Source organism: Bradyrhizobium sp. CCBAU 53338, from assembly GCF_015291665.1.
GTDB lineage: Bacteria > Pseudomonadota > Alphaproteobacteria > Rhizobiales > Xanthobacteraceae > Bradyrhizobium.
This window is the reverse complement of sequence record NZ_CP030048.1, coordinates 3,994,320-4,013,959: the sequence shown is the minus strand read 5'-3', so window position 1 is coordinate 4,013,959 and position 19,640 is coordinate 3,994,320. Positions and strand designations below refer to the sequence as shown.

General features: G+C 65.6%; 15 protein-coding genes. 7 read left to right on the top strand and 8 right to left on the bottom strand.

What is annotated here, in order from left to right:
• The first annotated feature begins 77 nt into the window (after positions 1-77).
• Positions 78-1,274 carry an acetylornithine transaminase gene (locus XH90_RS18870; RefSeq protein ID WP_194475861.1) on the top strand — a complete coding sequence of 399 codons (1,197 nt, stop codon included), beginning with the start codon at positions 78-80 and terminating at the stop codon, positions 1,272-1,274.
• A 113-nt stretch (positions 1,275-1,387) separates the two neighbouring features.
• Here XH90_RS18870 and XH90_RS18865 read toward each other — a convergent pair whose 3' ends face one another.
• The 3 genes from XH90_RS18865 to pcsA form a co-directional block, all read right to left on the bottom strand.
• Positions 1,388-2,362, bottom strand: coding sequence for a quinone oxidoreductase (locus XH90_RS18865; RefSeq protein WP_194475860.1), 975 nt, complete (start codon positions 2,360-2,362; stop codon positions 1,388-1,390).
• 75 nt (positions 2,363-2,437) lie between these two features.
• A complete protein-coding gene (locus XH90_RS18860) occupies positions 2,438-3,163 on the bottom strand; it encodes a TerC family protein (protein ID WP_194475859.1) in 726 nt (241 codons plus the stop codon).
• Complete coding sequence (gene pcsA, locus XH90_RS18855; RefSeq protein ID WP_194475858.1) at positions 3,160-3,885, bottom strand: phosphatidylcholine synthase; 726 nt, start codon at positions 3,883-3,885, stop codon at positions 3,160-3,162. Before pcsA ends, XH90_RS18860 begins: the two co-directional genes overlap by 4 nt.
• Before the next feature lie 128 nt (positions 3,886-4,013).
• Here pcsA and XH90_RS18850 point away from each other — a divergent pair, with 128 nt between their 5' ends.
• Positions 4,014-5,198, top strand: coding sequence for a UbiH/UbiF family hydroxylase (locus XH90_RS18850; RefSeq protein ID WP_194475857.1), 1,185 nt, complete (start codon positions 4,014-4,016; stop codon positions 5,196-5,198).
• A 32-nt stretch (positions 5,199-5,230) separates the two neighbouring features.
• On the opposite strand, the gene XH90_RS18845 is transcribed toward XH90_RS18850, so the two are convergent.
• Positions 5,231-6,184 carry an AEC family transporter gene (locus tag XH90_RS18845; protein WP_194475856.1) on the bottom strand — a complete coding sequence of 318 codons (954 nt, stop codon included), beginning with the start codon at positions 6,182-6,184 and terminating at the stop codon, positions 5,231-5,233.
• Between the two features lie 106 nt (positions 6,185-6,290).
• Here XH90_RS18845 and hspQ point away from each other — a divergent pair, with 106 nt between their 5' ends.
• Complete coding sequence (hspQ, locus tag XH90_RS18840; RefSeq protein ID WP_018317973.1) at positions 6,291-6,623, top strand: heat shock protein HspQ; 333 nt, start codon at positions 6,291-6,293, stop codon at positions 6,621-6,623.
• A 95-nt stretch (positions 6,624-6,718) separates the two neighbouring features.
• Here hspQ and XH90_RS18835 read toward each other — a convergent pair whose 3' ends face one another.
• Positions 6,719-7,510: an invasion associated locus B family protein gene (locus tag XH90_RS18835; protein WP_194475855.1), complete on the bottom strand. Its 792-nt coding sequence runs from the start codon at positions 7,508-7,510 to the stop codon at positions 6,719-6,721.
• Between the two features lie 257 nt (positions 7,511-7,767).
• Between XH90_RS18835 and XH90_RS18830 the strand changes: the two genes are divergently transcribed.
• From XH90_RS18830 to XH90_RS18820, 3 genes are all read left to right on the top strand, one after another.
• The gene (locus tag XH90_RS18830; protein WP_194475854.1) at positions 7,768-9,618 is read left to right on the top strand and encodes an extracellular solute-binding protein; all 1,851 of its coding nucleotides are present in this window, start codon (positions 7,768-7,770) and stop codon (positions 9,616-9,618) included.
• Positions 9,619-9,622: 4 nt separating this feature from the next.
• Entirely contained in the window at positions 9,623-11,125 is a 1,503-nt protein-coding gene (locus tag XH90_RS18825; RefSeq protein WP_194475853.1) for a class I adenylate-forming enzyme family protein, read from the top strand.
• 85 nt (positions 11,126-11,210) lie between these two features.
• Positions 11,211-12,434, top strand: a complete 1,224-nt coding sequence (locus XH90_RS18820; RefSeq protein WP_194475852.1) for a GGDEF domain-containing protein — start codon at positions 11,211-11,213, stop codon at positions 12,432-12,434.
• A 133-nt stretch (positions 12,435-12,567) separates the two neighbouring features.
• Here XH90_RS18820 and mfd read toward each other — a convergent pair whose 3' ends face one another.
• Positions 12,568-16,086, bottom strand: a complete 3,519-nt coding sequence (gene mfd / locus XH90_RS18815; RefSeq protein ID WP_194475851.1) for a transcription-repair coupling factor — start codon at positions 16,084-16,086, stop codon at positions 12,568-12,570.
• Complete coding sequence (locus XH90_RS18810) at positions 16,083-16,373, bottom strand: succinate dehydrogenase assembly factor 2 (protein WP_194475850.1); 291 nt, start codon at positions 16,371-16,373, stop codon at positions 16,083-16,085. The genes mfd and XH90_RS18810 overlap by 4 nt, the downstream gene beginning before the upstream one ends.
• A 193-nt stretch (positions 16,374-16,566) precedes the next feature.
• On the opposite strand from XH90_RS18810, the gene recG reads away from it, so the two are divergent.
• Entirely contained in the window at positions 16,567-18,675 is a 2,109-nt protein-coding gene (gene recG / locus XH90_RS18805) for an ATP-dependent DNA helicase RecG (RefSeq protein ID WP_194482736.1), read from the top strand.
• On the opposite strand, the gene panE is transcribed toward recG, so the two are convergent.
• Entirely contained in the window at positions 18,672-19,601 is a 930-nt protein-coding gene (panE, locus tag XH90_RS18800; protein ID WP_194475849.1) for a 2-dehydropantoate 2-reductase, read from the bottom strand. The two genes, recG and panE, sit on opposite strands and share 4 nt — an antisense overlap.
• Between the last annotated feature and the right edge of the window lie 39 nt (positions 19,602-19,640).

Here is a 19,640-nt window from a genome sequence, read left to right as displayed (position 1 = left end):
GTGCGGCCTTCTTGCTTTTCGCGTCCGTTTTTCACCCGCCTCCCAAGATCTTCCTACCGCAAAGAGGAGTTCGAGACATGACGACCGCCACCCATCCGTATGATGCGCTGATGGACATCACCGCACGACCCAAGGCCGTGTTCGTCCGCGGTGCCGGCTCATACCTCTGGGATGACAGCCGCAAGCGCTATCTCGATTTCGTGCAGGGCTGGGCCGTCAACTGCCTCGGCCACTCCCCACCCGCGGTGGCCGAAGCGCTGGCCGCGCAAGCCAAGCGGCTGCTGACGCCGAGCCCGGCCTTCTACAACGAGCCGAGCCTGAAGCTCGCGCAGGCCCTCGTCGAGAGCAGCGCGTTCGACCAGGTGTTCTTTGCCAATTCAGGCGCAGAGGCCAATGAAGGCGCGATCAAGCTCGCGCGCAAATTCGGCAGCCTGCACAAGAACGGCGCGTTCGAGATCATCACGTTCGAAGGCGGCTTCCACGGACGGACGCTGGCGACGATGTCGGCCTCGGGCAAGAAGGCGTTCGAGCCGCTGTTCGAACCGAAGGTATCAGGCTTCAAGAAAGCGAAGCTCAACGACATCGCCTCGGTCGAGAGCCTGATCAACGGCAACACCGTCGCTGTCATGCTCGAGCCGATCCAGGGCGAGTCCGGCGTGTGGCCGGCGACCGATCAGTTCCTGCGGGAGCTGCGCGCGCTCACCGAGGCGCACGGCCTGCTGCTCATCTTCGACGAGATCCAGACCGGCATGGGCCGGACCGGAAAGCTCTTCCACTATGAGCACACGGGGATTGCACCCGATATCATGACGCTCGGCAAGGGCATCGGCGGCGGCGTACCGCTCGCGGCCTTGCTCGCGACCGAGCGCGCCTCGTGCTTCGAGCACGGCGACCAGGGCGGCACGTTCAACGGCAATCCGGTGATGTGCGCGGCCGGTCTTGCGGTGCTGGAAGAAGTCGGCAAGCCCGACTTCCTAAAGCAGGTGGGTGAGACCGGCCTGCTGCTCGAATGCGAGCTGCAAAAAGTATCAGTGCGGCACGGCCTCGGCGGCGTGCGCGGCCGCGGCCTGCTGCTGGCGCTCGACCTCAGGCTGCCGATCGCGCCCGGCATCGTCGCGCAGGCCTTCGAGGCCGGCGTGCTGCTGAACGCGCCGCAGCTCGACACGCTGCGCTTCATGCCGGCGCTGAATGTGGCGAAGGCGGAGATCGCCGAGATGATCGGCTGTCTCGACGAGATCTTGACCAAGGCCGGCGCGGCAAGACGGGTGGCGTAACCAACGCCGTCGTTCCGGGGCGGTCCGCAGGACCGAACTATGGTGCGCAACTGCGCACCTGAGAATCTCGAGGTTCCGGGTTCGATGCTACGCATCGCCCCGGAACGACGAGCCTACGGCTTCAAGATCGAAGCCCCGGTCGTCTTGCGGCTTTCCAAATCGACATGAGCCTTGGCCGCATCCTTGAGCGCATAGGCGTGATTGATCGGCACGTGCAGCTTGCCGTTGATGACGGCGGAGAACAGCGTGTCGGCGCCTTCCAGCAGCTCCTTGCGCGTGCCGATATAGTCGTTGAGCTTCGGCCGGGTCGCGAACAGCGAGCCGTGATTGTTCAGCTCGGCGATCGCGAACGGCGGCACCGGGCCTGAGGCGTTGCCGAACGAGACGAACATGCCACGCGGCTTCAGGCAGGACAGCGAGCCCGGAAAGGTCGCCTTGCCGACGCCGTCATAGACGACGTCGCAGCCCTCGTTGCGGCTGATCTGCTTCACGCGCGCAACGAAGTCTTCCTCGTTGTAGAGGATGACGTGGTCGCAACCATTGGCTTCAGCAAGCTCGGCCTTGGCGCGCGAGCCGACCGTGCCGATGACGTGCGCCCCGAGCGCCCTCGCCCACTGGCAGGCGAGCAGGCCGATGCCGCCGGCCGCAGCATGGATCAGCACGCGATGATGCGGCTCGACCTTGAAGGTCTTGTGGAGGAGATACCAGACGGTCAGGCCCTTGAGCATCAGCACCGCGCCCTGCTCGTGGGTGATGTGATCCGGCAGCTTGACCAGCTTCTCCCAGGAGATGTTGCGCTCGCTCGCATACGCGCCGAGATTGTGATAGTAGGCGACGCGGTCACCGGGGTGGAAATTGGTCACGCCCGGCCCGACCGCGACCACCTCGCCCGAGGCCTCGTTGCCGGCGATGAAGGGCAAGCCCGGCGCCTTGTAGAGGCCGGTGCGATAATAAACGTCGATGAAGTTCAGGCCGACCGCATGCTGGCGGATGCGCACCTCGCCGGCGCCGGGCGCCGGGACATCGACGCTCTCATAGACCAGGGCCTCAGGGCCCCCGACCTTGTGCACCCGGACGGCTTTGGTCATCACCTGACCTCCTCTTCTCCAAGGCCAGCGAAAGACATAGCGCTTGCCTTGTCAACTCGACGCCAGCCGGAGCGGCTAGCCGGGCTTTTTCTTGCGGTTGCGCTTGGCCAGCACGTTGAAGAATTCCACCGCCGCAGAGAACGCAATTGCGAAATAGATGTAGCCGCGCGGGATATGGAATTTGAATCCGTCCGCGACCAGGGCGACGCCGATCAACACCAGAAATGCCAGCGCCAGCATCTTGGTGGTCGGATGTTCCGCGACGAATCGCGCCACGGGTCCCGACGAAATGTACATGATCAGGCAGGCGATCACGACGGCCGCGATCATGATCTCGATGTCCTGCGCCATGCCGATCGCGGTGATGATCGAGTCGAGCGAGAACACGATGTCGATGACGACGATCTGAGCGATCACCCAGAAGAAGGCGCTGCGAGCGGACTTGCCCTCGCCCTCCTCGTCGTCGGCGTCGACTTCGGCGTGGATCTCGTGGGTTGCCTTGGCGATCAGGAACAGGCCGCCGCCGATCAGGATGAGGTCGCGCCACGAGAAATCGTAGCCAGCGAGCGAAAACACCGGCGCCGTCAGGCCGATCAGCCAGACCAGCACGCTGAGCAGGATGATGCGGAAGACCAGCGCCAGCGCCAGCCCGATCTGGCGCGCACGATGGGCCTGCGGCTCGGGGATGCGCGAGACGATCACCGACAGGAAGATGACGTTGTCGATGCCGAGCACGATCTCGAGCGAAGTCAGGGTCAGCAGCGCGGCCCAGGCCTCGGGGCTGGTCAACAAATGCATCACGTGAAGGACCTCACCAACCGGATCAATGCATCGCTGAAGGCGATCCAGAGCGCGATCGCGCACAGCGCGACAGTCACGCCGGCGCCGACGCGAAAATCCATCTCCAGCGCATAGAACCCGAGCACTGCCCATAGCGCGATCAGCGACATCGTCAGCCAGCGCAGCCGCACGACGCGGACCGGATGCAGCACGTGGAACGGCACGAAGGTCAGCACCACGAGGGCTGCGACCAGCAGCGTCGACGACAGCGGCGGCCAGTGCAGCAGGAACAGATAGAACGCCGCCGCATTCCACAGCGCCGGAAAGCCGCGGAAATGGTTGTCGTCCGCCTTCATGCGCAGATCGGCGAAATAGAGCGCGCTGGTGACGATGATGGCGATGCCGAGCAAGGGCGCCGCCACCGGCAGCAGCATGCCGCTCGCCACGATCGCATAGGCGGGCACGAACACATAGGTGACGAAATCGACCACGAGGTCAAGCACATCGCCCGACCAGTTCGGCTGCACATTCTTGACGTCGAGCAGGCGCGCGATCGGCCCGTCGATCGCATCGATGATGAGCGCGACGCCCAGCCAACCGAACATCGCCGCCCAGTGCTCGCGCACGGCCTCCAGCATCGCCAGCAGCGCGATGGCCGCGCCGAAGGCGGTGAAGATGTGCACCGAGAACGCCGCGGCACGGATCGCGGGGGTCGGCTTGAGGGAATCCTCTTGGCTGTCCATGCTTTCTGCTACCAGAACGGGACCGGTTTGCACATCCGCCGTCGCGGCATTGCGCCGCGCTATCAGTCATAAAATCAGGCAAAATAGGTGGGCTTGAATTTGCCGCGGGGCGTGTCAAATGTCGTGACATGACAGACGCACCGACACTCTTTGACGTAAGCGTTATCGGCGGTGGACCGGCCGGCCTTGCGGCCGGAATTGCCCTGGCGCAGCGAGGGGCGCGAACCGCGCTGGTGGCGCGGCGCCTGCCCTATGCCGACAACAGGACCACCGCGCTGCTGGGCGCCTCGGTCGATCTCCTGGAGAGCCTCGACGTCTGGCCTCGCTGCAAGGACAAGGCAGCCGCCCTCGAAGTGATGCGCCTCGTCGACGACACCAACAGGCTGTTCCGCGCGCCGGAGGTCCGGTTCTCCTGTCACGAGATCGGCCGCGACGCGTTCGGCTACAACATCGACAACCGCTCGCTGATGCTGGCGCTGGAAGCGCGCGCGGCCGAGCTGCCCAATCTCGTCCGCTTCGACGACGAGGCCGAGAGCGCCGTCATCGAAGCCGATGACGTCGCCATCCGCACGGCGTCCGGGCAATTCCTCTCGGCCCGGCTCGTGGTCGGCGCCGACGGCCGGCACTCGCTGTGCCGGGAGGCGGCCGGCATCGCGGTCACGCGGCGCGACCTGACGCAGACCGCCCTGACCTTCAACGTCAGCCATGCCAGGCCACATCGCAATGTGTCGACCGAGTTCCACACTCCGCACGGGCCCTGTGTGTTCGTACCCCTGCCCGGCAACCGCTGCAGCATCGTCTGGGTCTCTGCCCCCGCGGAGGCCGAGCGGCTTCGGGCTCTCAGCGACGAGGAACTCTCCGCCGCGATCGAGAAACAGTCGCATTCGATCCTCGGCCGGATGACGGTCGAGCCCGGCCGCAACATGTTCCCGCTCGCGATCGAACGGCCGCAATCGTTCGCGCGCGACCGCATCGCGCTGGTCGGCGAAGCCGCCCATGTGGTTCCGCCGATCGGCGCCCAGGGCCTCAATCTCGGCTTGCGGGATGCAGCCGACATTGCCCGCCTTGCCGGCGAAGCCGTCGCATCCGGGCAGGATCCCGGCACGGACGACGTGCTGAGGAGATATGATCGGGCACGCCGGCCCGATATTTTGAGCCGGACCTTTGCGATCGACATCGCCAATCGCTCGCTGCTCAACGACTTCCTGCCGCTCCAGCCGGTCCGCGCCGTCGGCATGCACCTGCTCGGCGCCATCGGCCCGCTCCGGCGCTTTGCGATGCGCGAAGGGCTGACGCCGACTTGGCGCAGGTAGTTTGGCGCAGGTAGTTTGCGCGCAGGTAGGATCTACGGAAACACCAATCGCCCGGTTTGAAGCAGCCACATCACGCTGGTCAGCGTGACCACGGATGCAAACGTGCCGAGCAGCACGGCGACGGAGGCGGATTCGATCCACGCATCGTTTTGCCGGGCGATCACGAACACATTCAGCGCCGGCGGCAGCGAGGCCATCAGGATGGCCGTCGCGGCCCAGGGCTGTGCGAACGGACCGAATGCCAGCATCAGGCCGAATGCCGCGAGCGGATGGATCAGGAGTTTGACCGCGATCACGCCAGGCACCTCCCAGGGCACGCGGTCGAACGGCCGCAGCGCCACCGTCACGCCGAGCACGAACAGCGCAGTCGGCGCCGCCGCATTCTGGAGGAAGGTGATGGTGCGGTCGAGCGCCACCGGCAGCTCGATATGGAGCGCAGCCACCGCTGCGCCAAAGCAGGCCGACATGATCAGCGGGTTGAGCACGATCTGCTTCAGCACGACGCCGAAGGCGTGAACGATCGATGGATGATCGCGGTCTGACAGTTCGATCAGCAGCGGCACGATGGTGAACAGGAAGATGCTGTCGCAGCAGAAGATCAGCGCGGTCGGCGCCGCCGCTTTCGACCCGAGCACGGCGAGCGCCAGTCCCGGGCCCATGTAGCCGATATTGCCGTAGCCGCCTGAGAGGCCCGCGAGCGTCGCCTCGCGCAGGGACAGCCCGCCGAGCACCTTGCCGACGACCAGCGCGATGGTGAACGCCGCAACCGTCGACAGCGTGGTCGCGACCAGGAACGGCGGGTTGTTCAATTCCGAAAACGGCGTCTTCGACATGATCGCGAACAGCAGCGCCGGCAGCGACACGTAGAGCAGGAAGAAGTTCATCCAGGCGAGGCCTGATTCCGGCAGCGACTTGGCCTTGCCGCAGGCGAATCCGACGAAGATCAAGCCGAAATAAGGTAGCGCCAGATTGAGGATATCGACCATTGATGAAGTGTTTTCTGAGGATTTGGGAGCTATCTGCCGCGCAGCCGCGGGTTAATTCCGGATCAGGGCACTAGCATCGGCCACAATCCTGGTCTATCGACGAAGGATGATTAAAGCGCGGACAGCCAAATTCCAGATCGGACAGGTCGTGCGCCACCGGATCTTCTCGTTCCGGGGGGTGATCTTCGACATCGATCCGGAATTCAACAACACCGAGGAGTGGTGGCTGTCGATCCCCGAAGAGGTGCGGCCCCACAAGGACCAACCGTTCTACCACCTGCTCGCGGAAAACGCGGAGTCCGAGTACGTCGCCTACGTCTCCGAGCAGAACCTTTTGCCCGACGAGTCCGGCGAGCCGATCCGCCACTCCCAGGTCGCCGAGATCTTCATCAAGAACAAGGACGGCGGCTACCGCCCGCGCAATCCGTCACTGAACTGAGCCGAGCTCGGTTGACTGAGTTTCACCGCCGTCACGCGGTCAGCAAAAAAGGCGCTCGAGATGAGCGCCTTTTTCATGTCCGGGATTTGGCCCGATTACTTCTGCGCGGCCGGAGGCGCACTAGGCGCGCCGCCGCTCTGCTCGAGCTTCTTGCGTTGCTCTTCAGCCTTCTTCTGAAGCTCTTCCTGGAGCTTCTTCTGGTTTTCCTCGAACACCTTCGGATCGGTCGGCGGACCGTCATAGGCCTTCTGGAATTCACCCGTGAGCGGCAACGGCAGGGTCAGCGGCTGACCATTGGCGTTGATCGCTTGGACAACGAGATTCTGGCCCTTCTTCAGGTTTGCGATGAGCTCGGGGGTTGCCTCGTAGTCCGACATGCAGCCGTTCTGGAAGCAGATCACGTACGGGCTCTGCAGCGGCGGATTGTTGTCGACGATGATGCGGGTGCCGTGCACGAGTTGCATGCCGAGCGGCAGCGTCACGCGCAGGATCTTCTTGGGCTCGCCTTCCGGCTCGATGATCACGGCCGCGATGACCGGCTGGCCCGATTCGATGCGGCCGTCCTTGCCGGTGAAGCACACCTGCTTGGCGTTGGCCTCCTGGCCCTTGAGGCAGAACTTGGTCCAGGGTGCGTAGATCAGCTGGATCTGCTGATCCGCAGGCTGGGCGCCCTGAGCCGCCGGAGCGCCCTGCTGCGCCGGGGCCTGCTGGGCCTGTGGAGCCGGCGCCGGAGCCTTGGGGGCAGCCTTCGGAGCAGCTTTCGGGGCAGCCTTCGGTGCGGGCGCCTGGGCCTCAGCGGCAAACGGGACGACCAATGCCGTCGCCGTCAACAGGGCGAGAAGTCGCCCGCGCGGCCGGACGGACGCGGCCAAATAACGGAAATTCATTGCAGAAAACCCTTTCTGAACGGGAAGTGCCCGAACCGCTCCGAAGCACCGAACCAAGCCGCCTTGGGCGCGGCTCTCTCCCCGTCAATTGAGGCGGATAAGTGACGGGCTCGGCGCTCCTGCGCGATTGCGTGCCTTCTTAACGTGGTCGACGGAAAGATCAATGCCGACAAGCGTCTTTGCCCCTATCCGGGCGGGCGCCCAGTGAAATCCCTGTGATAGGATTCAGGGCACGCCCCTCGAATCAACGTGTCCGAATGTTCATGTTCCAACGCCTGCTCGAGGGCCCAAGCGTCCGCCTTTGCAGCCTTGTCCGCCTTTGCAGTCTCGTCCTGATCCTTACGGCCAATGCAGCGCGGGCCGAGGAGGCCCATGCGATCGCCATGCATGGCAAGCCGGCACTGCCGGCCGATTTCACCCACATGCCCTACGCCAATCCCGATGCCCCCAAGGGCGGCCGGCTGACTTGGGGCATTCTCGGCACGTTCGACAGTCTCAATCCGTTCATCGTGAAAGGATTGGCCGTGCAGCCGATCCGCGCCTATGTGGTCGAGAGCCTGATGGCGCGCGGCCAGGACGAGCCATTCACGCTCTACGGCCTGCTCGCCAAGACCGTCGAGACCGACAAGGAGCGGAGCTACGTCACGTTCCGTCTCGATCCCCGCGCCCGCTTCTCCGACGGCAAGCCGGTGCAAGCCGAGGACGTGCTGTTCTCCTGGCAATTGCTGCGTGACCATGGCCGTCCGAACCTCCGGCAATATTACGCCAAGGTCGCCAAGGCGGAGGCGACCGATCCCCTCACCGTCCGCTTCGACCTCACCGGCGCCGACGACCGCGAACTGCCGCTGATCCTCGGCCTGATGCCGATCCTGCCGAAGCACGCGGTCGATGTCGCGACCTTCGAGGAGACGACGCTGACCGGTCCGATCGCCTCGGGCCCCTACCGCGTCACTGCGGTGAAGCCCGGCGCCAGCGTCACGCTGACGCGGAATCCCGATTATTGGGGCCGCGATCTTCCCATCAATCGCGGTCTCTTCAACTTCGACGAGATCCGGCTCGACTATTACCGCGAGGGCAACGGCCAGTTCGAAGCCTTCAAGCGCGGCCTCTATGATTTCCGCGTCGAGAACGAGCCGTTGCGCTGGCACGAGGGCTACGATTTTCCGGCCGCAAAAAACGGCGAGGTGATCCGCGACACCTTCAAGCCCGGTCTGCCGCAGCCCTCGGAATTCCTGGTGTTCAACACCAGGCGTCCGATCTTCGCCGACATCCGCGTGCGCCAGGCGCTGACGCAGCTGTTCGATTTCGAGCTGGTCAACCGCAACTATTTCTTCTCGCTCTATTCGCGCGTCGCCGGCTATTTCGCGGGCTCCGACCTCTCGGCCTATGGGCGGCCAGCGGATGCGCGTGAGCGCGAGCTCCTGAAACCCTTCGCCGCGCAGATCCCCGAAGACATCATGGATGGCAGCTACCGCCTGCCGGTCACCGATGGATCGGGACGCGACCGCACCACGCTGCGCGCGGCGCTGAAGTTGCTGTCGGACGCCGGCTACGATCTCGAGGGTACCATCCTGCGCAACCGCACCACGAAGGCGCCCTTCACCTTCGAGATGCTGGTGACGACGCGCGACCAGGAGCGCATCGCGCTCGCCTTCCAGCGGGACCTCAAGCGCGCCGGCATCGACGCGAGCGTGCGCACCGTCGATCCCGTGCAGTTCGATCAGCGCCGGCTGTCCTACGAGTTCGACATGATCCAGAACCGATGGGACCAGTCGCTCTCGCCCGGCAACGAGCAGTATTTTTACTGGGGCAGCGCGGCCGCGGACAATCCGGGCACCCGCAACTACATGGGAGCCAGGGATCCCGCCGTCGACGCCATGATCAGGGCCCTGCTGGAGGCCCGCGATCACGGGGAATTTGTCTCGGCGGTGCGGGCACTCGACCGCGCTCTGATGGCGGGCTTCTACACAATCCCCCTGTTTAACGTATCCGAGCAATGGATCGCGCGCTGGAATCGGATAGAACGACCATCGACCACCGCACTCTCCGGCTACCTGCCGGAGACCTGGTGGGCGAAGGGTGTGCCTCAAGCCAGTCCAGCGAAGTGACGCCGTGAACCAGCAAGCCGTATCGCCTACGCTCGACACGCTGTTCCAGCGGACGCTGATGCGGCAGCCGCACGCGCCCGCTCTGCTCGATCCCCTCAACAAATCCCGTATCACCGGGCACCAGCCGCGGCGGATGACCTACGCCGAAGCCGACGCCGCCATCGAGGCACTGTCGGCGCATTTCGTCGAATCGGGCTTGCCGGCCAATTCGGTGATCGCGATCCAGTTGCCCGCGACGGTCGAGTTCGTGCTGACGGTGCTGGCGGCCCATCGCGCCGGCCTCGTTGTCGCCGTGCTGCCGCTGCTGTGGCGGCAGGCGGAGCTTGCAGCCGCGCTCAACCGCACCGCGGCGCGCGCCATCGTCACCATGAGCAAGGTCGACGGCATCAGCTATGCCGATCTTGCCATGCACGCAGCCGCCGAGGCGTTCTCGATCCGCCACGTGTTCGGCTTCGGAACCGATTTGCCTGAGGGCATGGCCTCTCTCGACGAGGTGCTGGCGCGTCCGCCCGGTGCCACGCGCGCGGTGATCCAGGACGGCCGCAAGGCGGCGATGATCTCCTTCGACGTCACGGCAGAGGGTTTCCGCCCGGTGCCGCGGCCGCATTTCAGCCTGATCGCAGGTGGCCTTGCGATGTCGCTGGAAGCCGACATCCAGCAGGGCGCGACCGTGATGTCGGCGTTCGCGCCGATGTCGTTCGCCGGCCTCGCTTCCTCGCTCGCGGTGTGGCTGCTGTGCGGCGGCACGCTGGCGCTGCATCATCCCTTCGAGAGCGAGGTGCTCGAGCAGCAAATCAACGAGCACGAATGCGACGTGCTGATCGCGCCGGCCCAGCTCGCGCTGCGCCTCGGCGATTCCGGTCTGGCGGCGCGGATGCCGACCTTGCGCAACGTCATCGGTCTGTGGCGCGCGCCGGAGCAGGTGGCGGCGAGCGAAGCCTGGATCGCGCCGCATGCGCCGCTCACCGACATCTATCTGTTCGGCGAAGCCGGTCTGTTCGGCGCCCGGCGCGGCGAGGACGGCATCCCTGTCGCGGTGATGCCCGGGCCGCACGGGGCGCCGCGCGAGCAGGCGGGGTCGTCGATCGCAGGCGAGATCCTGTTGACCCAAAAGGGCACGCTCGGCCTGCGCGGCCCGATGGTGCCGATCGCAGCCTACGCGCCACCACAGCCGGTCGGCGAGACGCTGACCGCGCAGCCGCCGCGCGACTATGTCGATACCGGATATGCCGCCCGGATCGACCGGGCCAGCGGCGCGATCTGCATCACCGCGCCGCCATCAGGCATCATGGCCGTCGGCGGCTATCGCTTCCTGTCCAACGACCTTCAGGAATGGGCGCGCCGGCTCGGCCAGGGTGCGCTGCTCACCGCCCTGCCCGACCGCCTCTCCGGCCATCGGCTGGCGGGCCGGGCCCAGGACAATGCCCGCGCCCGCGAGGCGCTCAGCGAACTTGGCCTTAACCCCCTGATGGTCGAGGCTTTTCGCGACCGCTCAGGCCCGATCTAGGAACAGTTTCGCAGGGAACATTGACGCTGCATTAAGGCGAGCGGACTAGATTGCGCAGCGTCGATTGCGTGATCAGAGTTTCCTGATGTCCCAGGCGGGCCCGATCCTGTTTGTATCCAATACCGAGCGCCCCGCCTTCATTGCGGCGCTGGACGAGGCCCGTCTGTTCCCGGTCGTCGACACCGATTGGGCGAGCGCCGCACGTGCCGTCGAGCAGGTGCAGCCGGCCGCGGTCCTCGCCGCGATGTCCGGCGGGCACGAAGCACATATGCCCCTGCTCGCAAAGAAGATCGCCGATCAGCCGCTGTATCTCCCGCTGGTCGCGCTCGATGCGCAGGCCACGCTACCCCACAACGCGCTGCCGTTCTCCACGCGCGGCAACGCTGCCGAACGCCTGATCGCGCGCCTGCGCGCCGCGATTCGCGTCCGCACGCTGCATGCCACCGTGCTGCGCCGGCTGCCGGAGGCGAAGGTGGCACTGCCGGAGGCCGATCCGGTGCGCGATGCCATCGTGCTGTTGATCGGCCGCGGCGCTGCTTATCCTGCCCTCTCCGTCGCGCTCGGCGAGCGTACCGGCGTCGTCGGCGCGCTCTCGATCGAGGCCGCGGCCAAGCATCTCAACACCCGCGACATCGACGGCGTCGTGCTCTCCGACGGATTTACGCCGCGCGTCACCGACGCTTTCCTTACCGTGCTCGCGGAGGACACTCGCTTCCGCAACCTGCCCGTGGTCGTCACCGCGCACCAGCTCACCCAGAGCTACGATCTGCCCAACCTCGAGCTGATCGCGGGCGAGCCCGCCAAGGTCGCGGCCAACGCGCTGCCGCTGATCCGCCAGCACGCCATGGAAGCGCAATTGAGCCGGACGCTGCGCTCGATCGACGCCGGCGGCTGGCTCGATCCGCGCAGCGGTCTCTTGACGGTCGAAGCCTTTGCCCGCGATTTCTCCAAGGCCGTGGAGCAGACGCTCGCGCGCGGCGGCGGCCTGTCGGTGGCGCGCTTCGCCTTCGATCCCGGCAATCCCCGCGCGCAGCTCGATGCCGCGCGCATCCTCAGCCGCCTGATGCGGCAGATGGACTTTGGCGCGGCACAGAAGGACGGCTCGGTGATCGTGGTGTTCGCGGAGACGGATTTCCGCACGGCGCACATGATCGCCCGCCGCCTGTCGGCGGTGATGAAGCACACGTCCAACGGCAAGCACGAGATGCGCAGCGATCCCGTCGTATCAGTGGATTCGTTGTCGCCATCGGATACGGCGAGGTCGTTGCTGGGCCGGCTATCGGCGGACGCGTCGCGGGCGGCGTCGTAGCTTTTTGGCCGACTGCCTCAACAGCCTCCGTCATTGCGAACGTCGCGAAGTTATTCGGAATCTCTCAGCGGAAAGATTCTGGATTGCTTCGTCGAAGGCGCTCCTCGCAATGACGTGGCGAGAGCGATAGCTCTCACGCCGCCTTCTTTTTCTGCGCGAGCTGCGACAATTGCCGCATGATCTCCGTGGTGCCGGCGAGACGCTCTTCCGGGGTTTCCCAATCCTGCAGGAACACCACCTTCATGTCGGGCCGCACCTTGGCGGCCTGGCCGTGGCTCTTGATGAACGACACCAGGCGATCGGGATAGGCGAAGGAATTGTCGCGGAAGGTGATGACGGCGCCCTTTGGACCCGCATCGATCTTCTCGACATTGGCCTGGCGGCAGAACGCCTTGATCGCGGCGACCTTGAAGAGATAGCGCACCTCGTCCGGCAGCACGCCGAAGCGGTCGCGCATCTCGGCGCCAAAATTCTCGATCTCCTCCTCGCTGTCGAGATCGGCGAGGCGCCGGTAGAGCGAGAGGCGCACCGAGAGATCGCCGACGTAATCCTCAGGGATCAGCACGGGCATGCCGATGGTGATCGTCGGCGACCAGCGGTCCGCGGCGGGCTCGGACACGCCGGCCTTGAGGTTGACGATCGCTTCCTCCAGCATCGACTGGTAGAGCTCGAAACCGACCTCCTTGATGTGGCCGGACTGTTCCTCGCCCAAAAGATTGCCGGCGCCGCGGATATCGAGGTCATGCGAGGCGAGTTGGAAGCCGGCGCCAAGCGTCTCCAGCGATTGCAGCACGGTGAGCCGGCGCTCGGCCTGGGCGGTGATCTTCTGCTGCGCCGGCAGCGTGAACAGCGCATAGGCCCGCAGCTTGGATCGGCCGACGCGGCCGCGGAGCTGGTAGAGCTGGGCGAGACCGAACATGTCGGCGCGATGCACGATCAGCGTGTTGGCGTTGGGAATGTCGAGGCCGGATTCGACGATCGTGGTCGAGAGCAGGATGTCGAACTTGCCGTCGTAGAACGCGGTCATGATGTCCTCGATCACCGCGGGCGGCATCTGCCCGTGCGCGACCGCGACCTTCATCTCCGGCACGTTCTTGTCGAGGAAATCCTTGACCTCGGCGAGATCGTCGATGCGCGGCACGACGTAGAACGCCTGGCCGCCGCGATAGCGCTCGCGCAGCAGCGCCTCGCGGATCATCAACGGATCGTGCGGGGCAACGAAAGTGCGGACCGCCAGGCGATCGACCGGGGGCGAAGCAATGATCGAGAGCTCGCGGACGCCGGTGAGCGCCAATTGCAGCGTGCGCGGGATCGGGGTTGCCGACAGCGTCAGCACATGCACCTCGGAGCGCAGCGCCTTCAGTCGCTCCTTGTGCGTGACGCCAAAGTGCTGCTCCTCGTCGACGATGACGAGGCCGAGATCGCGGAACTTGATCGCCTTGCCGAGCAGCGCGTGGGTGCCGACGACGATATCGACCGAACCGTCGGCGATGCCCTTCTTGACCAGGTTGAGCTCCTTGGTCGCGACCAGGCGCGAGGCCTGCGCCACATTCACCGGAAAACCCTTGAATCGCTCGGTGAAGGTTTTGGCGTGCTGGCGCGCCAGCAGCGTGGTCGGCACCACGACCGCGACCTGCTTGCCTTCGAGCGCGACGGCGAACGCAGCGCGCAGCGCCACCTCGGTCTTGCCGAAGCCGACGTCGCCGCAGATCAGCCGGTCCATGGGACGGCCGAGCTCGAGGTCCTTCAGCGTGGATTCGATCGCCCCGAGCTGGTCTTCGGTCTCGTCATAAGGGAAACGCGCGCAGAACTCGTCATAGAGGCCCTGCTGCACCGGCAGTTTGGGCGCCTCGTGCAGATGGCGCGCGGCGGCGATCTTGATCAACTCGCCTGCGATCTCGCGGATACGGTTCTTGAGTTTGGCCTTGCGGGTCTGCCAGCCGGAGCCGCCAAGGCGATCAAGCTCGACCGCGGTCTGGTCGGAGCCGTAGCGCGACAGCAGTTCGATGTTCTCGACCGGCAGGAACAGCTTGGTCTCGGCGGCATAATGCAGCTCGAGACAGTCATGCGGCGCGCCGGCGACGTCGAGGGTCTGCAGGCCAATGAAGCGACCGATGCCGTGATCGACGTGGACGACGATGTCGCCGGCGGTGAGGCTCGTGACCTCCGAGATGAAATTGTCGAGCTTGCGGCTCGCCTTGCGCGGCCGCACCAGACGATCGCCCAGGATATCCTGCTCGCTGATGACAGCGATCTCGTCGGTCTCGAAGCCGCTTTCGAGCCCGAGCACGGCCAGCATGGTCTCGTTGCGCGGGGTTGCCTGCACCGTCCGCCAGGCGTTGACGCTGGTGGTGTGAGCAAGCTTGTGATCGCGCAGCATCGAGGTCATGCGGTCGCGCGAGCCTTCGCTCCACAGCGCGATCACGACCTTCTTGCGTTGGGCTTGCAGCGCCATGACGTGGCTGACGACGGATTCGAACACGTTGACCGTGGTATCGTTACGCTCGGGCGCAAAGTCGCGGCCCTTGCGCGCGCCGGCGTCGACGACGCTGGTGCCGTCGGCCGGCACGGAGAAGGCCGTCAGCCGGATCAGCGGCATGTCGCGTTCGCGCTTGCCCCACTCCTCCTCGGTCAGATAGAGCCGATCCGGCGGCAGCGGCTTGTAGATGGCGCCACCGCCCGGATGCTCCATCGCATCGCGGCGGGCCTCGTAATAGTCCTGGATCTGCTTGAAGCGCTCGCGGACGGCGTCCTCGGCCTGCGGCTCGATCGCAACCGCGGCGCCCTGCAGATAATCGAACAGCGTGTCCATGCGGTCCTGGAACAGCGGCAGCCAGTGCTCCATACCAGGGTGGCGGCGGCCTTCGCTGACGGCCTCGTAGAGCGCATCGTCCCGCTCGGGCGCACCGAACTCGGCGACATAGCCCATGCGGAAACGGCGGATGGTATCGGTGACGAGCTGGAATTCCGAGATCGGCACAAGATCGAGCGAGCGCATGTCGAGCAGCGTGCGCTGCGTCTCGGCATCGAACGAGCGTATCGATTCCAGGCTGTCGCCGAAGAAGTCGAAGCGAACAGGCTGCTCGAGCCCGGCCGGAAACAGATCGAGAATGCCGCCACGCACGGCGTACTCGCCGGGTTCGCGCACGGTCGAGGAACGGTTGTAGCCGTTGTGCTCGAGCCAGGCGACGATGGTGTCCATCGGCACGACATTGCCGGGCGCGACCGAGAGTGCCTGGGCGGCGACCAGCTCGCGCGCGGGTACGCGCTGCACGACGGCGTTCACCGTCGTCAGGACGATCAGCGGCTTGTCACTGCCGGTGAGCGCGGCGAGCCGTGCCAGCGTTGTCAGGCGCTGCGCAAGGATGCCGCCATGCGGCGAAACGCGGTCATAGGGCTGGCAGTCCCAGGCCGGAAAGGTCAGCACCGGCAGATCGGGCGCAAAGAATCGCAGCGTCCGTTCGAGCTGCTGCATGCGTCCGCCGTCGCGGCAGACGACCGCAAGGCTGACGGCCGGCTTCTTCGGCCGCGCCGCAACGGCCCGCGCGAGATCGGAGACGATAAGGCCTTCGGCGCCCTCGGCAACATTGGCAAGCGTCAGCGCGCGGCCGGGCGTCAGCAGCTCGGCCGGAGATTTCATGCCCAGCTTCATAAGTCGCCGTCCGCAATCGGAAACGCCTTGATGCGGGCGAACAACGCGCCGTTGACGTCGGCTGGCAGCAGCTTGTCACCCGTGATGGCGGCATAGAGATCGGGATCGTTGACCTCGAGCAGGGTCTCGAGCTCGGTCAGCTCGGCCTCAGACAGGTTGCCGATCTCGGCATCGGCGAAGCGGCCGAGGATCAGGTCCATCTCGCGCGTGCCGCGGTGCCAGCAGCGGAACAGCAGCCGCTTGCGGCGGTCGTCCAGCCCGTTGCTCGATCGTGTCGTTCCCGTCATGTCTCAAATCCAGTCAAACGCCGAAAGCCCGGACGTGCCGGGCCGGGGTGATATAGCCACTCGAACCTGCCGTGTCAGCCCTTTGTTCTTGCAATTGTTTGGGGACTGTCATTGCCGGGCTTGACCCGGCAATCCATCGTCCTTGAAAAGATGGATGCGCGGGTCGAGCCCGCGCATGACGAATGTTGCGAGAATGCGCCCCAGCCTGCTCAATCCGCTGTTTGCTCCCGTGACCAGCCTGCCCGGCGTCGGTCCAAAGCAGGACAAGCTGCTGCAATACCTGCTCAGCCGCAGCGAGACGCCGCGGCTGGTCGACCTGTTGCTGCATCTGCCGAGCCAGGTCATCGACCGCCGGGCGCGGCCGAAGATCCGCGATGCGGTGCAGGGAACCATGGCGACGCTCGAGGTCACGGTCGATCGCCACCGCCCGCCTCCGCCGCGCAATCCGCGCGCGCCGTATCTGGTCTATGCCAGCGACGACACCGGCGATGTCGTGCTGACGTTCTTCCGCGCCAAGCCGGGCTATGTCGAGAAGCTGCTCCCAATAGGCGAGAAGCGCTACGTCTCAGGCACCCTCCAGATGTACGACGGCATCCCGCAGATCGTGCATCCCGACCGCGTGCTCGACGAGGACGCGATCGCAAAGCTCTCCGGGATAGATCCGGTCTACCCGCTCACCACGGGCCTCGCGCTCGGCTCGCTGCGCCGCGCGATTACGCAGGCGCTGCAGAAGCTGCCCGCGCTGCCGGAATGGATCAGCCCGGAGGTGCTGCGCCGCTGCAATTTCCCGCCTGTTACGGAAGCGCTCCATCGCGTGCACCAGCCGGTCGAGCTCACGGACATCCTGCCCGACCAGCGCTTCTGGTCGCGCCTCGCCTTCGACGAATTGCTCGCCGGGCAGCTCGCGCTCGCCTTGATCCGCGCACAACTGCGACGGCCCGCCGGCGTGCGCAATGCCGGCGACGGACATCTTCGCAGCAAGATCATCGACGCCCTGCCCTATGCGCTCACGCCATCCCAGCGCAACGCCGCGGCCGCCATCGCCGAAGACCTGAAGCAGCCCGTACGCATGTTGCGTCTGCTCCAGGGCGACGTCGGCTCGGGCAAGACCGTGGTGGCGCTGCTGGCCGCCGCGGCCGTCGCCGAAGTCGGCAAGCAGGCCGCGCTGATGGCCCCGACCGAAATCCTGGCGCGCCAGCACATCAAGACCATAGCGCCGCTCGCCGAGCGGGCCGGCATGCGGGTCGCGATCCTCACAGGCCGCGAAAAAGGCAAGGAGCGGCGCGAGATCATCACGCAGCTCGCCGCAGGCGAGATCGATCTCCTCGTCGGCACCCATGCGCTGATCCAGGACGATGTGATCTTCAGAGATCTCGCGCTCGCGATCGTGGACGAGCAGCACCGCTTCGGCGTACGCGAGCGGCTGGCGCTGACATCGAAGGGCGAAGCCGTCGATGTGCTGGTGCTCAGCGCCACGCCGATCCCGCGCACGCTGGTGCTGACCTATTTCGGCGACATGGACATCTCGGAGCTGCGCGAAAAACCAGCCGGCCGCCAGCCGATCGACACCCGCGCCGTCGCCATGAGCCGGCTCGGCGAGGTCATTGACGGCGTCGGCCGCGCGCTGGAATCCGGCAAGCTGGTGTACTGGATCTGCCCCCTGGTCGAGGAATCCGAGGCCGAAGGCACCGAGCATCTCACCAATGCGACGAAGCGTTTCGAAAGCCTGCAAAGGCGCTTTGGAGGTCGCGCCGGCCTCGTCCACGGCCAGATGAAGGGCTCCGAGAAGGATCGCGTGATGGGCCAGTTCGCTGCGCACGAGATCGGCCTTCTGGTCGCGACCACCGTCGTCGAGGTCGGCGTCGACGTGCCGGCGGCAACCATCATGGTGATCGAGAACGCCGAGCGCTTTGGACTTGCCCAGCTGCACCAGTTGCGCGGCCGCATCGGACGCGGCTCGGAGGCCTCGACCTGCATTCTGCTCTACAGCGAGCCGCTCGGCGAAATGTCGAAGGCGCGGCTGAAGGTGATCCGCGAGACCACCGACGGGTTTCGCATCGCCGAGGAGGACCTGAAGCTGCGCGGCGAAGGCGACGTGCTGGGCGTGCGCCAGAGCGGCCTGCCCGGCTACCGCATCGCGCGCTCGGAGGTGCATGGCCAGCTCATCACCCAGGCCCGTGACGAGGCATTGCGGATCATGAAGGACGATCCGAAGCTGGAGGGCGAACGCGGCGAGGCGCTGCGCTGCCTGCTGTATCTCTACGAGCGGGACGAAGCGATCCCGTTGATCGGCGCGGGCTAGCTCGCGGCCCTTCGTCGTCCAACCTCGTAGGCGGCGACATGCGCCCGGGCGAGATCCAGCAGCGGCGTGTCGATATTCAGCTTGCGGGCCCGATTGGCCATGTCGCCGAGGATATGCTCCGCCTCGGTGATCGAGCCGCGCTCGATATCGCGCAGCATGGAAGCCTTGAGCGGCGAGTCCGGCGTCGTGAACAGTTTGCGGTCGAACTCGATGAACGGGGCGCGCGGTTCAAAGCCGGAAGCCGTCGCAACGGCACAACATTCCGCGAACAGGCGGAAGATCGATTGCTCGCCGTTCGGCACAGCCAGGATGTCCCCGATGCTCGCGCGCATCAGGCAGGTGATGCCGGCGAGCGTCGAGAGCTGGACGAACTTCTCCCACATGTCCTGCATGATCGCTTCGCTGGCGCGCACGTCGATACCGGGGACATCGAGCAGCTTTTCCAGAGCAAGCGTGCGATCGCTCAGCGCCCCCTTGGTCTCGCCAAAGACAATCGTCTGATTGGCCATGAACTGAACGACGCGGCCATCCGCATCGAGCCCTGCGCTGACATTCGCAAGCCCGCCGAGAACGTGCGCGGCGCCGAACTTCGCCGTCAGCGCATCGATATGTTTCAAGCCGTTCAGGATCGGCAAGATCATCGTGCCGGCGCCAACCGCCGGGGCGAACTGATCCATCGCGTCGTCGAGCGAATAGGCCTTTACGCCGACGAGCACGACGTCGAACGGCTCCTCGAGCTCGTTTGCCTGGAGGAGCTTCGGCTGCACGGCGAAATCGCCATGCGGGCTTTTGACCCTCAATCCATCCCGCCGCAATTGCTCGGCCCGTGCGGATCGCACCAGAAACGTAACGTCGGCGCCTGCTCGGACCAGGCAAGCTCCGTAATAACCGCCGAGCGCTCCCGCGCCGATCACCAGCACTCTCATTCCAGCTCCTGCGTCATGCTCCCGGACAGGTCAGCCAAA

What these genes read in the sequence shown, in the direction of transcription:
- XH90_RS18870 (WP_194475861.1), top strand. Translation starts at nt 78, where the DNA reads ATGACGACCGCCACCCATCCGTATGATGCGCTGATGGACATCACCGCA.
- XH90_RS18865 (WP_194475860.1), bottom strand. Translation starts at nt 2,362, where the DNA reads ATGACCAAAGCCGTCCGGGTGCACAAGGTCGGGGGCCCTGAGGCCCTG.
- pcsA (WP_194475858.1), bottom strand. Translation starts at nt 3,885, where the DNA reads ATGGACAGCCAAGAGGATTCCCTCAAGCCGACCCCCGCGATCCGTGCC.
- XH90_RS18850 (WP_194475857.1), top strand. Translation starts at nt 4,014, where the DNA reads ATGACAGACGCACCGACACTCTTTGACGTAAGCGTTATCGGCGGTGGA.
- XH90_RS18845 (WP_194475856.1), bottom strand. Translation starts at nt 6,184, where the DNA reads ATGGTCGATATCCTCAATCTGGCGCTACCTTATTTCGGCTTGATCTTC.
- hspQ (WP_018317973.1), top strand. Translation starts at nt 6,291, where the DNA reads ATGATTAAAGCGCGGACAGCCAAATTCCAGATCGGACAGGTCGTGCGC.
- XH90_RS18835 (WP_194475855.1), bottom strand. Translation starts at nt 7,510, where the DNA reads ATGAATTTCCGTTATTTGGCCGCGTCCGTCCGGCCGCGCGGGCGACTT.
- XH90_RS18830 (WP_194475854.1), top strand. Translation starts at nt 7,768, where the DNA reads ATGTTCATGTTCCAACGCCTGCTCGAGGGCCCAAGCGTCCGCCTTTGC.
- XH90_RS18820 (WP_194475852.1), top strand. Translation starts at nt 11,211, where the DNA reads ATGTCCCAGGCGGGCCCGATCCTGTTTGTATCCAATACCGAGCGCCCC.
- mfd (WP_194475851.1), bottom strand. Translation starts at nt 16,086, where the DNA reads ATGAAGCTGGGCATGAAATCTCCGGCCGAGCTGCTGACGCCCGGCCGC.
- XH90_RS18810 (WP_194475850.1), bottom strand. Translation starts at nt 16,373, where the DNA reads ATGACGGGAACGACACGATCGAGCAACGGGCTGGACGACCGCCGCAAG.
- recG (WP_194482736.1), top strand. Translation starts at nt 16,567, where the DNA reads ATGCGCCCCAGCCTGCTCAATCCGCTGTTTGCTCCCGTGACCAGCCTG.
- panE (WP_194475849.1), bottom strand. Translation starts at nt 19,601, where the DNA reads ATGAGAGTGCTGGTGATCGGCGCGGGAGCGCTCGGCGGTTATTACGGA.